The sequence below is a fragment of the Aureimonas pseudogalii genome, assembly GCF_014196835.1.
GTDB lineage: Bacteria > Pseudomonadota > Alphaproteobacteria > Rhizobiales > Rhizobiaceae > Aureimonas > Aureimonas pseudogalii.
Genome location: NZ_JACIEK010000001.1, coordinates 649,650 through 663,326 on the forward strand (window position 1 = coordinate 649,650; position 13,677 = coordinate 663,326).

Annotated in this window: 11 protein-coding genes; 9 read left to right on the forward strand and 2 right to left on the reverse strand. The window is 71.4% G+C overall.

Translation table 11 applies throughout. The annotated features are described in order from the left end of the window. Positions 1-75: 75 nt before the first annotated feature. The 3 genes from exbB to GGR04_RS02905 are packed head-to-tail and all read left to right on the forward strand — an operon-like array spanning position 76 to position 2,679. The gene (gene exbB / locus GGR04_RS02895; RefSeq protein ID WP_376769813.1) at positions 76-1,179 is read left to right on the forward strand and encodes a tonB-system energizer ExbB; all 1,104 of its coding nucleotides are present in this window, start codon (positions 76-78) and stop codon (positions 1,177-1,179) included. Positions 1,180-1,183: 4 nt separating this feature from the next. Continuing rightward, on the forward strand, positions 1,184-1,687 hold the full coding sequence (gene exbD / locus GGR04_RS02900; RefSeq protein ID WP_183197655.1) for a TonB system transport protein ExbD: 504 nt from the start codon (positions 1,184-1,186) through the stop codon (positions 1,685-1,687). Further along, positions 1,684-2,679: an energy transducer TonB family protein gene (locus GGR04_RS02905; protein WP_183197657.1), complete on the forward strand. Its 996-nt coding sequence runs from the start codon at positions 1,684-1,686 to the stop codon at positions 2,677-2,679. The genes exbD and GGR04_RS02905 overlap by 4 nt, the downstream gene beginning before the upstream one ends. A gap of 99 nt (positions 2,680-2,778) precedes the next feature. On the opposite strand, the gene GGR04_RS02910 is transcribed toward GGR04_RS02905, so the two are convergent. Continuing rightward, a complete protein-coding gene (locus GGR04_RS02910; protein ID WP_183197659.1) occupies positions 2,779-4,098 on the reverse strand; it encodes an NAD(P)H-dependent oxidoreductase in 1,320 nt (439 codons plus the stop codon). A 247-nt stretch (positions 4,099-4,345) separates the two neighbouring features. Between GGR04_RS02910 and GGR04_RS02915 the strand changes: the two genes are divergently transcribed. The 5 genes from GGR04_RS02915 (at position 4,346) to GGR04_RS02935 (ending at position 10,912) form a co-directional block, all read left to right on the forward strand. After that, positions 4,346-5,020 (forward strand): response regulator transcription factor, encoded by a 675-nt coding sequence (locus tag GGR04_RS02915; protein ID WP_183197661.1) that lies wholly within the window; start codon positions 4,346-4,348, stop codon positions 5,018-5,020. Beyond that, complete coding sequence (locus GGR04_RS02920) at positions 5,010-7,493, forward strand: sensor histidine kinase (protein WP_183197664.1); 2,484 nt, start codon at positions 5,010-5,012, stop codon at positions 7,491-7,493. The genes GGR04_RS02915 and GGR04_RS02920 overlap by 11 nt, the downstream gene beginning before the upstream one ends. Before the next feature lie 266 nt (positions 7,494-7,759). Continuing rightward, positions 7,760-8,713 (forward strand): Bug family tripartite tricarboxylate transporter substrate binding protein, encoded by a 954-nt coding sequence (locus GGR04_RS02925; protein WP_183197666.1) that lies wholly within the window; start codon positions 7,760-7,762, stop codon positions 8,711-8,713. After that, positions 8,710-9,204: a tripartite tricarboxylate transporter TctB family protein gene (locus GGR04_RS02930; protein ID WP_183197668.1), complete on the forward strand. Its 495-nt coding sequence runs from the start codon at positions 8,710-8,712 to the stop codon at positions 9,202-9,204. The genes GGR04_RS02925 and GGR04_RS02930 overlap by 4 nt, the downstream gene beginning before the upstream one ends. A gap of 97 nt (positions 9,205-9,301) precedes the next feature. Beyond that, a complete protein-coding gene (locus GGR04_RS02935) occupies positions 9,302-10,912 on the forward strand; it encodes a tripartite tricarboxylate transporter permease (RefSeq protein WP_183197670.1) in 1,611 nt (536 codons plus the stop codon). A gap of 111 nt (positions 10,913-11,023) precedes the next feature. Here GGR04_RS02935 and GGR04_RS02940 read toward each other — a convergent pair whose 3' ends face one another. Next, a complete protein-coding gene (locus GGR04_RS02940) occupies positions 11,024-11,203 on the reverse strand; it encodes a hypothetical protein (RefSeq protein WP_183197672.1) in 180 nt (59 codons plus the stop codon). A 257-nt stretch (positions 11,204-11,460) separates the two neighbouring features. Here GGR04_RS02940 and GGR04_RS02945 point away from each other — a divergent pair, with 257 nt between their 5' ends. Next, the gene (locus GGR04_RS02945) at positions 11,461-13,449 is read left to right on the forward strand and encodes an AI-2E family transporter (protein WP_246392640.1); all 1,989 of its coding nucleotides are present in this window, start codon (positions 11,461-11,463) and stop codon (positions 13,447-13,449) included. Positions 13,450-13,677 lie beyond the last annotated feature (228 nt).

Below are 13,677 nucleotides of genomic sequence, written 5' to 3' on the forward strand. Positions count from 1 at the left end.
TTCGCCATGAACGATACGACGCCTCTTCGCCCTCGCGCCCACCGGGCCGCCGGCAGAGCGGGCCGGATTTGGCTCGTGGCGGCGATCGGCGTGGCCGGTTCGAGCCTCGCCTTCGCGCAGGAGGCCCCTGCCCCGCAACCGCCGGCCGTCTCCGCGCCTGCTGCGTCGCAGCCCCTCACCATCGCACCGGCTCCGTCCCAGCCCAGCGTCGCGGCGCCCGTGGTCGAGGCGCCCGCCGCACCGGCCTCGAATGCGCCGGCCGTGCCCGTGACCGACCCAGCCGCCGCCCCCACCATTGAGGCGCCGGCCGCGGCGCCGATCGTCTCTCCCTCTCCTGCGGCGGTGCCGGCACCGGCCGCGTCGTCCCCCGCGCTCGTCGGCATCCCGCAGGAGAGCGGCACTGCCGCGCCCGCGGCGGGCAGCGGCGAGGAGGCCGAGATCGCGCCGGCGGCCACCGGCGCGCTGCCGCACGATCTCTCGCCCTGGGGCATGTTCCTCGCGGCGGACTACGTGGTGAAGGCGGTGATGATCGGCCTCGCCTTCGCCTCGCTCGTCACCTGGACGATCTGGCTCGCCAAGGTGCTGGAGCTCGCCGCCGCCAAGCGCCGGGCGCGCATCGGGGTGCGCCGCCTCGAAGAGGCCTCCGCGCTGCCGACGCCCGACAGCCTCGCGGCGAACGGCTGGAAGGGCGGGCCGGTCGCCGCCCTCGTGAGCGCCGCCGCCGAGGAGCGCGCGCGCTCGGTCGACCTGCCGTCCGATGGCGTGAAGGAGCGCGCGGCCGCGGCGCTGCACCGCATCGAGGCGCGGGCCGGGCGGCGCATGGCGCGCGGCACGGGGCTGCTCGCCACGATCGGCTCGACGGCCCCCTTCGTCGGCCTGTTCGGCACGGTCTGGGGCATCATGAACTCGTTCATCGGCATCAGCCAGGCCAACACCACCAACCTCGCAGTGGTGGCGCCCGGCATCGCCGAGGCGCTGCTCGCCACCGCCATCGGCCTCGTGGCGGCGATCCCCGCCGTCATCGTCTACAACGTCTTCGCCCGCGCCATCGCCGGCTACAAGGCAGTGCTCTCGGACGCCTCGGCCGCCGTGCTCCAGCACCTGTCGCGCGATCTCGACCGCGCGAAGGCGGCGGCGCGCCCGGCGGGCGGTCGTCCCTCGCTCCAGGCGGCGGAGTGATCCGATGGGCGTGAGCCTCAAGACCGGCGACGACGACGACACCGGCGAAGTCGCCGACATCAACGTCACGCCCTTCATCGACGTGGTGCTGGTGCTGCTCATCATCTTCATGGTGGCGGCGCCGCTTTCCACGGTCGACGTGCCGGTGGACCTGCCGGTCTCCAACGCGCGCCCGCAGGAGCGGCCGGACGAGCCGCTCTATCTCACCGTGCAGGACGACCTGAACCTCGTGCTCGGCGAGGCGCCGGTGACGAAGGAGACGCTGCGCGCCGCGATCGACGCGCGCACCGGGGGCAACCGCGAGGAGCGCGTGTTCCTGCGCGCCGATGGCGCGGTGGCCTATGGCGACCTGATGGAGATCATGAACGCGCTGCGCGACGCCGGCTATCTGAAGATCGCACTCGTCGGCCTCGAGAATGCCGCGTCCGAGAGCACATCGCCCGCCGCCCCCGGACCGACCGCCGCGCCCGCCTCGCCCGCACCCGCCGGATCGCCGCCGCAGCCATGACACTCGCCAACCCGCAGGATTGGGAGAAGCCGGACGGCTGGTTCGGCGGCCTTCACTGGGGCGTGGCCGCGCTCGTCGTGGTGAGCCTGCATGCGGCCGGCGCCTGGTTCTTCGTGCAAATGCCGCCCGTCGCCGCGCCGCCGCAGGGCGTGCCGGAGGCGCCGATCCTCATCGACCTCGCGCCGCCCGAGCAGTCGGCGCCCGCCGCGCCCGCCGTGGAGGCGCCGCCCACCGAGGCTGAGCCGGAACCCGCCCCGCCCGAGCCGACGGCCGAACCCGAGCCCCTGCCGGAGCCGGTGACGCCGCCGCCGCCCGAACCGCCGCCGCCGGAGCCTGCTCCGCCCGAGCCCGTGGTGCCGCCCGAGCCCGAACCTCTGCCGCCGGAGCCGGTGGTTCCCGAACCCGTGGTGCCCGAGCCGCCGGAGCCACTCCCGCCGGAGCCTGTCATCCCCGAGCCGCCGCCCGAGGTGCTGCCGCCGGTGCTGCCGGTGACCGAGCAGCAAGCGGACGCCGTGATCAACGCGCCGGTTCCGCGCGCCCGCCCCGCGCCGCCGCGCCCGCCCGAGCGGGCCGTGACCGAGCGCCGCCGTCCTCCGCCCGAGAGGCGGGAGACGCCGGTTCGCCGCGAGGCGCGGCCGCGCGTCGAGCGCAAGACCGCGCCGCCGCCCTCGCGCGCCTCCACGGCGAAAGCGGCAGCAGAGGCGTCGCAGGGCGCCAAGTCGAGGGTTTCGGCTAACGACGAGCAGCGTTGGCGTGCCCAGATCAACGCCCGCGTTCGTCGGTTCAGGCGATCGGTACAGGGATCGGGAACGGCGCAGGTGACGTTCCGGGTTACGACCAGCGGGGCGGCGACCGGCATCCGCCTGTCCTCCTCGTCCGGAAACGCGATCGTCGATCAGGCAGCAGTGTCGGTGATCCAGCGGGCCAGCCCGTTTCCGCCCCATCCCGACGGAGAGGCGACGAACGTGACGATTCCGTTTAACTACAAGTGATCGGCGTAACCAAAGGCGAGAGGCGGGTCGTCGCGATGCGCCGGCGGACGTGGTAAAAGGCCGCCCGCTTCGAGCTCATCTCTTCACGAGCACCGCTCTTCACGCGAACCGCGCGTCGGCCGCGTCGAGCCGGCGGCGGATCTGCGTCACCTCCTGCGTCTCGTCGGGCGCGCAGTTGGCATAGGTCAGCTTGTCGCCGGCCTTCACCGCTTGCGTCACGCGCCCGCCCTCGGCAAGGCCCAGCGGCAGGCCGCCCGCGGCCCGCGCCTCGGCCCAGACCATGGCGAAGCCGCGATACTGCGTCTCGCCGATGCGCCCGAGCGTCTCGCCGACCGCCAGATCGCGCTTGGCCACCGCGATGCATTCGGCCACGGGGCGCTCCAGCGGCTCCATGTGCGGCACGCCGCGCATCACCGCGTGGATCGCCGAGAGCGGCACCTCGATACTGGTCAGATGGAAGGGCCGGTAGAGCGCGAAGCAGGGGCCGGGCCCGACTTTCAGATCGGCGATGCGTTCGAGGACGCGGGGATGGCGCGGCTTGACGATGCAGAAGACGCCGGGCGCGACGCCCCGGCCGATGGAGTAGTCGACGCAGCCGGGCTTGGTCAGAATGCCGCCGTCCTCGCGCGTGCAGAGCACCTGCGCCAAGTCTTCCGCGGTGGCGTTCGGCCCGTGCATACCGGGCACGTCGGGCACGAGACCGGTGGCGTTGGCGATGGCGGTCATCTCCACCATCGTCTTCGAGCCGTCGACGAACTCCACCAGCATGCGCGCGTTCATGTTGCGCCGCGCCGCCTCTTCCTCGTAGTCGGCGGGCACGGCGGCGAAGTCGAGCGGATTGTTCTTGCCCTTGCCGGCCGCCACGATGTCGAGCCCCAGCGCCTGCGCGAGGCCGATCAGCTCCAGCGTCGCATGCGGCTCGTCGCCGGCCGCCCCCGTGTAGACGACGCCTGCCGAGCGCGCCTCCGCCGCCAGCGCACGCCCGATCGTGATGTCGGCCTCGACGTTGAGCATCACCACGTGCTTGCCGTTGCGGAAGGCGTCGAGCGCGATGCGCGTGCCCGCGCTCGGGCTACCTGTGGCGTCGATCACGACGTCGATGCGCCCCGCCGCGCAGAAGGTGCGGAAGTCCGCCACCAGCGCCACGCGCCCCGCCTCGATCGCGGCGTCGACCGCGGCGGGCGAGCCGGCCTCCACGACGTCGCCCGCTTCGTAGCCGGCGAAGCGCAGCGTCTCGCGCGCCGCACCCGGCCGCGAGGTCGACACCGCGCCGAGCCGCACGCCCGGCATCAGCCGCAGCTGCACCATGAGATCGGTGCCCATCTGCCCGGCGCCGGCCAGCCCCACCGTGACGGGGCCGTGGCGCTCGGCATGCGCCAGCAGTTCGGCGGCGAGCCCGACCTTCGCGATCCCATCCATTCGTGCAGCCCTTCCGGTTCGCTTCGACGGCCGCGCGTAAGGGAGGCGTCGGTGCGTCTTCGATTGCCGAGACCGATAGGCGGTTCTGCCCGCCGGGATCAACCGGGCGCGGCGAATGCGCTCGTCAGACGAGCCGGCCGCCGGCCTTGCATCGCGGGCCGCCCAACCTATGCTGCGGCGACCCGCGAAGGCCCCGCCCCTCCCCTCGCCCATTCCGTCCTTCGGTGCGACCCACGAGACATCTGCGATGCGCATGCTTCTGGTGGAAGACAACGAGGGCCTCGGCGACGCGACCAACCGGCACCTGCGCCAGGCCGGCCATTCCGTGGAATGGGTGCGCACCGGTGAGGAGGCGATCGAGGCCTGCGCGGCCGAGCCGTTCGACGCGGTGATCCTCGACCTGACGCTGCCGGGACGCGACGGGCTGTCGGTGCTGGCGGAGCTTCGCCGTCGGCGCAACGCCGTGGCGGTGCTCGTCGTCACCGCGCGCTCCGAGATCGACGACAAGGTGAGCCTCCTCGACCAGGGGGCCGACGACTATCTCGTGAAGCCCTTCGACCTGCGCGAATTGGAGGCCCGCCTGCGGGCGCTGCTGCGCCGCCCCGCCGGGCAGACCACCAGCCTGCAGCGCCATGGCGACGTCGCGATCGACCTCGCGGGCCACGAGGTGACGGTGGCCGGGCGCCCCGCCGATCTCGGACGCCGCGAGTTCCGTCTGCTCGAGATTCTTCTCTCGCGGCCGGGCGCTGTGGTGCAGAAGGAGCAGCTGATGGCCCAGCTCTTCTCGTTCGACGAGATGGTCTCGATCAATGCGCTGGAGCTCTACGTCTCGCGGCTGCGGCGCAAGCTGGAGGGCTCCTCGGTGGAGATCGCCACCGTGCGGGGCGCGGGCTACGTCGCGCGGGTGCGCGATGTCCGCTAGGCCGGTGTCCATCCGCCGGCGTATCCTGATCGGTGCAACGGCGCTGCTGCTCGTCGCGGCCCTCGCGCTCGTCGCCTTCCTCCACGCCTATGCCGAGCGCTCCGCCGACCGCGCCTTCGACCGGCTGCTGGCGGCTTCCGCGCTCACCATCGCCGGGGCGGTGCAGCTCGAGGACGGCACCGTCACCGTCGAATTGCCGCTCGCCGCCTTCGCCATGTTCTCCGGCGAGGACCGCATCTTCTATTCCGTGCTCGCGCCCTCCGGCGCGGAGGTCACCGGCGATCCCGATCTCGGCGCGTCGTTGCCGAAGGCGGGCGACGACGACGCCGCCTTCGCGGACGACCGCTACGGCGGCGAACCCGTGCGCATCGCCACCGTCGGGCGCCTCGTCTCCTCGGCGGCGGGCACCGGCTGGGTGACGATCCGCGTCGCGGAGACGCAGGGGGAGCGCGACGCGCTGTCGCGCGAGATCCTCGGAAACGCGCTGTTGCCGGTGGCGGCGATGACGCTCCTCTCGCTCGCCCTTCTCTGGTTCGGCATCGGCCGCGTCTTCGCGCCGCTGGCGGGTCTCGAACGGCATCTGCGCGGCCGCGCACCGGAGAATCTCGAACCGGTGGAGGCGCGCGCGCCGATCGAGGTGGCGCAACTCGTGGGCGCCCTCAACGGCTTCATGGCGCGGCTGCGCACGGCGCGCGAGCGGCTGGAGGCGCTCGTGGCCGAAGCCGCCCACGAGGTCCGTACCCCGCTCGCCTCCCTGCGCGCGCAGGCCGAGGTGGCGCGCGGCGAGCCCGACCCGGCGGAGCTGCGCCGGCAGGTGGCGCGCATCCACGACGGCGCGGTGCAGGCGAGCCAGCTCGTCAGCCAGCTCCTGATGGACGCCACGATCTCGCATCGGCTGGAGACCCCGAACGCCACCGGACCGACCGAACTGTCGGCGGTGCTCGCCGAGGTCGTCGGCCGGCTCGACCCCGATCTCGCGAGCCGCGTCGGCGTGCATGTCGATCCTGCCGCCGCGGAGGCGCGGCTCGACGGCGACCGCGTCGTGCTGCGCGAGATGCTGCGCAACCTCCTCGACAACGCGTTGCGCTACAGCGAGGGCCCGGTGTCGCTTTTCGTGGCGCCCGCCCGCGCCCTCGCGGGAGCGGCAGCCTCGGTGGAGATCCACGTCTCCGACCGCGGCCCCGGCATCGCGGACGCCGAGAAGGCGCTGGTCTTCGAGCGTTTCCGGCGCGGCGCGGCGGCGGAAGGGCGCACTGGCTCGGGGCTGGGTCTCGCCATCGTGCGCCGCGTGGTGGCTGCGCAGGGCGGCGCGATCGCGCTGAAGGACCGCAGCGGCGGCGGCCTCACCGTCTGCGTGACGCTGCCGCTGGCGCTTCGGGTGGATCGCCCCGCGCCTCGCGCCGCGATCGCAGGGGTTCTGGCGCTGGCCTCGCTCGCTCTCACCATGCTCGCCGAGACACCGCCTGCCACAGCCGCCGAGACGCTATACCCCGCCCCGAACGGCTCCACCGCCGACGTGCTGCGCGTCGCCGGCACCACCGACACCCCGCTCTTCACCCCGCTCGTCCAGGCCTTCCAGGCAACCCGGCCGAACGTCGCCGTGGCCTACGAGGAGGGCGACACGCGGCCGATCTTCGAGCGCTTCGTCGCCGGCGACGGCGCCAGCCCCGACATCCTGATGAGCTCGGCCTCCGACCTTCAGGTCAAGCTCGTCAACGGCGGCCTCGCGAGGGCCTACGATTCGCCCTTGGTGCGCGCCCTGCCGGCCTGGGCGCGCTGGCGCTCGCAGGTGTTCGGCTTCTCCTTCGAGCCCGCGGTGATCGTCTACAACACGCGGGCCATCACCGAGGGCGAGGTGCCGCGCACGCATCTCGGCTTCGCCGGACTCCTCGAGCGCGAGCCCGAGCGCTTTCGCGGCCGCGTCGCCACCTACGACGTGGCGACCAGCGGCGTCGGCTATCTCCTGGCGACGCAGGACGCGGCGATCTCCTCCTATTTCTGGCGCCTCGCCAACGCCTTCGGGCGCACCGACGCGGTGGTGAGCGGATCGAGCCCGGCGATCCTCGACGGGCTGGCGAACGGGAGCCTCGCGATCGGCTACAACGTGCTGGGCTCCTACGCCTTCGCCCGCCAGCAGGCCGGCGCGCCGATCGCCATCGTGGTGCCCGACGACTACGTGCTCGTGCTCACGCGCACCATGCTCATCCCCGTGGCGGCGCCGCGCCCCGATCTCGCCGAGGCCTTTCTCGACTTCACGCTCTCGCCGGCCGGCCAGGCGGTGCTGGCGGGGCCCGCGGCGCTCGGCTCGGTGGTGCCCGGCTCCGCCGGCCGCTGGACGGCCGAACACATCGCCTCGCTCGGGCATGGCGCGGTGCAGCCGATCGCGCTCGGCCCCTCGCTGCTCGTTGGCCTCGACCGGCAGCGCCGCGCGCGCTTCCTGGAGACCTGGCGTGAGATCGTCTCGCCGCGCTGAACGCGGCGCATCCAGTGGCCGCAGGGCCCGTGACAGGTTTTTGACAGGTCGCGCCCGTAAGATCGTCAACGACGGCCGGGAGGCTGGAGGTGCAGTCACGACACGAGGGATCGGTTCGCCGCCGAAAGCTGCGGACCGCCCCGGCGACGAAAAGGTCTGGAGGGACCGCTCGTCACCGGTTTACCCAGCCCATCGTTCATGATCTCTTCTCGCCGACCCATGCCGCGCAAAGAGCATCGGCATTGCCGCCTTTCGGGAGGAAGATCATGAAGACCCTTATCGTGGGCGCGTTCGTCGCGCTTCTCGCCTCGACCAGCGCCTTCGCGCAGACCGCCAGCTACGAGATCATGGCGCCGGCCTCGCCCGGCGGCGGCTGGGACCAGACCGCCCGCGCCATGCAGAACGTGATGCAGGAGGCCAAGATCGCGAGCGGCGTGCAGGTGGTGAACGTGCCCGGCGCCGGCGGTACGATCGGCCTCGCGCAGTTCGTCTCGGCGAAGTCCGGCAACCCGGAAGCGCTGCTCGTCGGCGGCTACGTGATGGTCGGCGCGATCCTCACCAACAATTCGCCCGTCAGCCTCGACGACGTGACGCCGATCGCGCGCCTCACCGGCGAGACCGAGGCGATCGTGGTGCCGGCGTCCTCGCCCTATCAGACGATCCAGGACTTCACGGCCGCGATGAAGGCCGATCCCGGTGCGGTGGCCGTCGCCGGCGGCTCGGCGGGCGGCGTCGATCACATCGCGGCCGGCCTCATCGCGCAGGCCGCGGGCGTCGATCCCAAGCTGATCAACTACATCGCCTTCTCGGGCGGCGGCGAGGCGCTCGCGGCGATCCTCGGCCAGCAGGTCGCGGCAGGCATCTCCGGCTACGGCGAGTTCGAATCGCAGATCAAGGCCGGCACGCTGCGCCTTCTCGCCACCACCGGCGACGCGCGCATTCCCGGCACCGACGCGCCGACGCTGAAGGAGGCCGGGCTCGACGTGTCGCTGCAGAACTGGCGCATGGTCGCCGCGGCGCCCGGCATCTCGGCCGAGCAGCAGGCCGCCATCACCGGCGACATGGAAAAGCTCTCCAAGTCGCCGGAGTGGAAGGCCGTTCTGGAGCGCAACAACTGGCAGGACGCGTTCCTCGCCGGCGACGCGTTCAAGACCGAGCTTGCCAAGAACATCGCCGACACCAAGACCGTGCTCACCGCGATCGGCCTCGTGCAGCAATGAGCGATCGGCTCGATCCGATCGACACCCCGAGCCATCGCCGCCCCGACCGGGCGGCGATGGCCATCGGCGTGGCGCTGTTCGTGCTCGGCCTGCTCGTCGGCTGGGACGCCAGCCATGTCGGCGGCGGCGCCTATGCGCGGGTCGGCCCGGCCACCGTGCCCTACCTGATCGCCGCCGTGCTCGTGGGCTTGAGCCTCTGGACGATGGTGGAGGCCTGGCGGGGCGAGTTCCCCGAACGCGAGCACGACGAAGTCGCGCCGATCGTCTGGATCGTCGGCGGCCTCGCGGCGCAGCTGATCCTCCTCAACATGGCCGGCTTCTCCATCGCCACCGGGCTTCTCTTCGCGGCCACCGCCCGTGCCTTCGGCCGACGCAAGCTCTGGATGACGATCCCGATCGGCATTCTCCTGTGCTTCGCGATCTGGATCCTGTTCACGCAGGTGCTGCGCCTCGCGCTGCCCGCCGGCCCGCTCGAACGCCTCTTCTTCTAGAGGCGCGCCGGTCTTTTCGAGGCGCGCCGCCAGCCGCGCCCGCACCATCCCGCCTGCCGCCGCCGCGGCTCTTCCCTTCTGATCGCGGGTCCCATCGATGGATACGTTCGCACTTCTCGGGCAGGGGCTGCTCACCGCCACGCAGCCGATGAACCTCGTCTACGCCCTCATCGGCGTGACGCTCGGCACCGCGGTGGGCGTGCTTCCCGGCATCGGCCCGGCGCTGACGGTGGCGCTGCTGCTCCCCGTCACCTACCAGCTCGACGCCGCCGGCTCGCTCATCATGTTCGCGGGCATCTACTATGGCGGCATGTATGGCGGTTCGACGACGTCGATTCTCCTCAACACGCCGGGCGAGAGCGCCTCGATCATCACCGCGCTCGAAGGCAACAAGATGGCCCGGGCGGGCCGCGGCGGCCCGGCGCTCGCCACCGCCGCCATCGGTTCCTTCGTCGCCGGCCTCATCGCGACGCTGGGTCTGGCCTTCCTCGCGCCGGTCATCGTCTCCTTCGCGCTGTCCTTCGGCCCGGCCGAATATTTCGCGCTGATGCTGCTGGCCTTCGTCACCGTCTCGGCCGCCTTCGGCGCCTCGGCGCTGCGCGGCCTGACCGCGCTGGCACTCGGCCTCACCATGGGCCTCGTCGGCATCGACCTGCAGACCGGACAGGCGCGGCTGACGCTCACCGGCGCGGCACAGACCTTCCGCCGCCTCGCCGCCGATCCCGACGCGGCGCTCGCGCCCGTCTACGGCGGGCTCGCCTCGTTCTTCGGCGGCATCTCTGCCAATCTTCTCGACGGCATCGAGGTGACGACGCTCGCCGTGGCGCTCTTCGCCATCGGCGAGGCGCTGGTGGTGGCCGCCGCGGCGTCGCGCACGCCTGACGTGATCGAGGCCGTGAAGGGCTCGCTCTGGATGACCAAGGAAGACTGGAGGCGGTCTTGGAAGCCGTGGCTGCGCGGCACCGCGGTCGGCTTTCCGATCGGCGCCATGCCGGCGGGCGGCGCCGAGATCGGCACGTTCCTTTCCTATTCGATGGAAAAGAGCCTTTCCAAGCACCCCGAGGAGTTCGGCCACGGCGCCATCGAGGGCGTCGCCGGGCCGGAGGCGGCCAACAACGCGTCCGCCGCCGGCACGCTCGTGCCGCTCCTGACGCTCGGCCTGCCGACCTCGGCGACGGCAGCCATCATGCTCGCGGCCTTCCAGCAGTTCGGGCTGCAGCCGGGACCGCTCCTCTTCATCACCTCGCCGCAGATCGTCTGGGGTCTCGTCGCCAGCCTTCTCATCGCCAACCTGATGCTGGTGGTGCTCAACCTTCCGTTGATCGGGCTCTGGGTGCGGCTTCTCACCATCCCCCGCCCCTGGCTCTATGCCGGCATCCTCGTCTTCGCGACGCTCGGCTGCATCGGCGCCAACCCGTCTTCCGTCGAGCTCGGCATGCTGCTAGCCTTCGGCCTTCTCGGCTACATGCTGCGCCGCTTCGGCTATCCGATCGCGCCGGTGGTGGTGGGGCTGATCCTCGGGCCGATGGCCGAGCAGCAGCTGCGCCGGGCGCTCGCCATCAGCCAGGGCGATCCGAGCGTGCTCGTCCACTCGCCGCTGGCCATCGCGCTTCTGACCATGGCCCTGTTGGCGCTGGTGGTGCCGATGATCCTGCGGGCCCGCGGCCGCGGCAAGCTGCTCACCGCAATGGCGTCCGACGAAGATTGAGGGGCTTCGCGTCCGCAAAGACGCGAGCATCCAACGAAAAAAGGGCAGCCGCTCGATGCGGCTGCCCTTTTGGCATGAGATGACCGGCCCAATGGCCGGCAAAGCCGTCGATCAGTCGCGGCCGATACCGTAATAGGCGTCGGCATCGATGCCGACGGCGGTCAGTGCGGAACGCGACGGACGCTTGCCCGCCTCGGCCGCCGAGGCACAGGCCACGGCGCCGCCGACGGCGGTGCCGATCGAGCGAAGCTGGCGGCCGAACTGGCGCAGGCGATTGGGCTGGGCGGTCATGACGGTTCCTCTTCGTTTCTCTGTTGCACTGAAGATGGACCTGTCGGCGTCTTCATTGAAGACACGATCCGGCCGGCGCTGCCATGCAAAAACGTGATGGCTCGTTCGATAGCGCCGTTAACGAAACGTTGCGCATTTGCGCCGCGAAAGGGGGAACGATAAAATCTGCGACCGGTCGGGAACCGGTTGACCTCGTCATAGCTTTCGCTGCGTTGGATCGCGGTCGCCATCGGCCGCGAGGTGGCCGGAGTACACCCTTGGATATCGTCACCTCGCAGATGCTGCGCAAGGCACTGCCGCTCTTCACGGCGCTTGCGGTCAGCGTGCTGATCCTGACCGTCTCGTCGATCCTCTATCTCGGCCGCGAGATCTTCGTGCCCTTCGCCTTGGGCATTCTCCTGTCCTTCATCCTCGCCCCGATCGTGATCGGGCTGCAGCGCATGCGCGTGCCCCGCATGCTCGCGATCTCCGGCGCCATCACCTTCGCGACCGTGGTGATCACCGCGCTCGGCTTCGTCATCGCGGTGCAGATCACGGCGCTCGTCGGCGAGATTCCCTCCTACCGCACGACGGTGCAGCAGAAGCTGCGCTCGCTTTCGGAATCGGCGCAGGCGCAGGGCGACGGTCCCTTCAGCCGCGCCGCCCGCTCGCTCGAAGAAATGGCCGCCGACATCCAGCAGATGGGCGCGCCCGCCTCTCTCGAAAGCGACGCCTCCGGCACCCTGCCGCGCCAGCCGATCCCGGTCACCGTGGAGAACGGCTCGAGCATCATCGACACGGTCACGACCTACGTGTCGCCGCTCCTGCATCCGCTGGCGACCTTCGGCGTGGTGGTCATCTTCGCGATCTTCATCCTCCTGCAACGCGAGGATTTGCGGAACCGCTTCATCCGGCTGGCGGGCACCGACGATCTTCAGCAGACCACCGCAGCGATCGACGACGCGGCCTCGCGCCTGTCGAAGCTCCTCCTCTTCCAGCTCGGCGTGAACACCGCCTTCGGCCTCATCACCGGCGGCGGCCTCTGGCTGATGGGCGTGCCTTCACCCTTCCTCTGGGGCATTCTCGGCGGCATCCTGCGCTTCATCCCCTATGTCGGCGGTATCGTCGGCGCGGGCCTTCCCATGCTGCTCGCCTTCGCGGTGGACCCCGGCTGGAGCCTCGTGATCTGGACGGCGGTGCTCTTCCTCGGCGTCGAGACGCTCCTGTCCAACGTCGTGGAGCCCGTCCTCTACGGCCACTCCACCGGCCTTTCGCCGGTCGCCATCCTGCTGGCCGCCACGGTCTGGGCGCTTCTGTGGGGCGCAGTCGGCCTGATCCTCGCGACGCCGCTGACCATCTGCCTGGTGGTGATGGGGCGGCACGTTCCACGGCTGGCCTTCATCGACGTGATGTTCGGCGATCGACCTGCCCTGTCGCCGCCACAGATCTTCTACCAGCGCATGCTCGCAGGCGCGCCGCAGGAGGCGGCCGATCAGGCGCGCGAGTTCCTGCGCGAGCGCGAGTTGGCGACCTATTACGACGAGGTGGCGCTCGAAGGTCTGCGCATCGCGCACGAGGACGTCGCACGCTTCGCCGTGCGCGACGCGCGCCTGGACACGCTGAGGGCCTCGACCCTCGAACTGATCGACGATCTAAAGGCGATCCCCGTCCATACCCAGAAGCGGCGCAAGAAGCATCTGACCGCCGAGGCGGCCGCCGCAGTCGACGCCGCCGGACCGGACCAGGCGGTGACGCGGGTCATTCAGCGCCGCGAGGATCTCGCGCCGGAATGGCAGGGCGAGACGCCGGTGATCTGCATCTCCGGCGTCAGCGCGCTGGACGAGGCGGTGACCGCGATGCTGTCGCAGGTCTTCAACCGGCAGGGGCTGACCTCGCGCCATGTCGGCTGGAAGGAGCTGCAGGCGAACCCGCCGACGGCCGAGGACGCGCGCGGCGTGGCGCTGGTCTGCCTCTCCTTCATCGAGCCGCTGTCGATCGTGCACCTGCGCCAAGCCGTGCGGCAGGTGCATCGCGTCGCCCCGAAGGCGCGCATCCTCATCGGCATCTGGCGCCAGCGCGATCCCGCGATGCTGTCGGAGCTGCGCCGCCGCGTCCATGCCGACGCGCTCGTGACGACCCTCAACTCGGCCCTCGCCGCCGCGCTCGAAATGTCGGGGCCCCGCGCCGTGCCGGAGACGCGTGAGAAGCTGCGCGGCGCCGAGCCGGCCGACCAGACCCGCGTCGGCGCCGCCGTTCCCGCGGAGTAGGGGCGAGGCATCTCTCGGTCGTGGGTGCGAACCCACAGGCGTGAGGGGCCGATCGCACACGACGAACCGCCCGGTCGAGCGCCTGAGGAGTTGAGGCGCGACGCTGCCATACGCGGCGGCGCCTTGCCGACCTCGACCGTCCGGTGTCTGCGATGTCGGCTGGAAAAAGACCCCTGCCCCATCCGTGATACCCGGCAATCGTCCTCCATCCACCGCGGGCGGGATCGA

Coding starts and splice junctions, on each gene's coding strand:
- GGR04_RS02910 (WP_183197659.1), bottom strand. CDS start 4,098: ATGGATGGGATCGCGAAGGTCGGGCTCGCCGCCGAACTGCTGGCGCAT.
- exbD (WP_183197655.1), top strand. CDS start 1,184: ATGGGCGTGAGCCTCAAGACCGGCGACGACGACGACACCGGCGAAGTC.
- GGR04_RS02930 (WP_183197668.1), top strand. CDS start 8,710: ATGAGCGATCGGCTCGATCCGATCGACACCCCGAGCCATCGCCGCCCC.
- GGR04_RS02935 (WP_183197670.1), top strand. CDS start 9,302: ATGGATACGTTCGCACTTCTCGGGCAGGGGCTGCTCACCGCCACGCAG.
- GGR04_RS02940 (WP_183197672.1), bottom strand. CDS start 11,203: ATGACCGCCCAGCCCAATCGCCTGCGCCAGTTCGGCCGCCAGCTTCGC.
- GGR04_RS02925 (WP_183197666.1), top strand. CDS start 7,760: ATGAAGACCCTTATCGTGGGCGCGTTCGTCGCGCTTCTCGCCTCGACC.
- GGR04_RS02905 (WP_183197657.1), top strand. CDS start 1,684: ATGACACTCGCCAACCCGCAGGATTGGGAGAAGCCGGACGGCTGGTTC.
- GGR04_RS02915 (WP_183197661.1), top strand. CDS start 4,346: ATGCGCATGCTTCTGGTGGAAGACAACGAGGGCCTCGGCGACGCGACC.
- GGR04_RS02920 (WP_183197664.1), top strand. CDS start 5,010: ATGTCCGCTAGGCCGGTGTCCATCCGCCGGCGTATCCTGATCGGTGCA.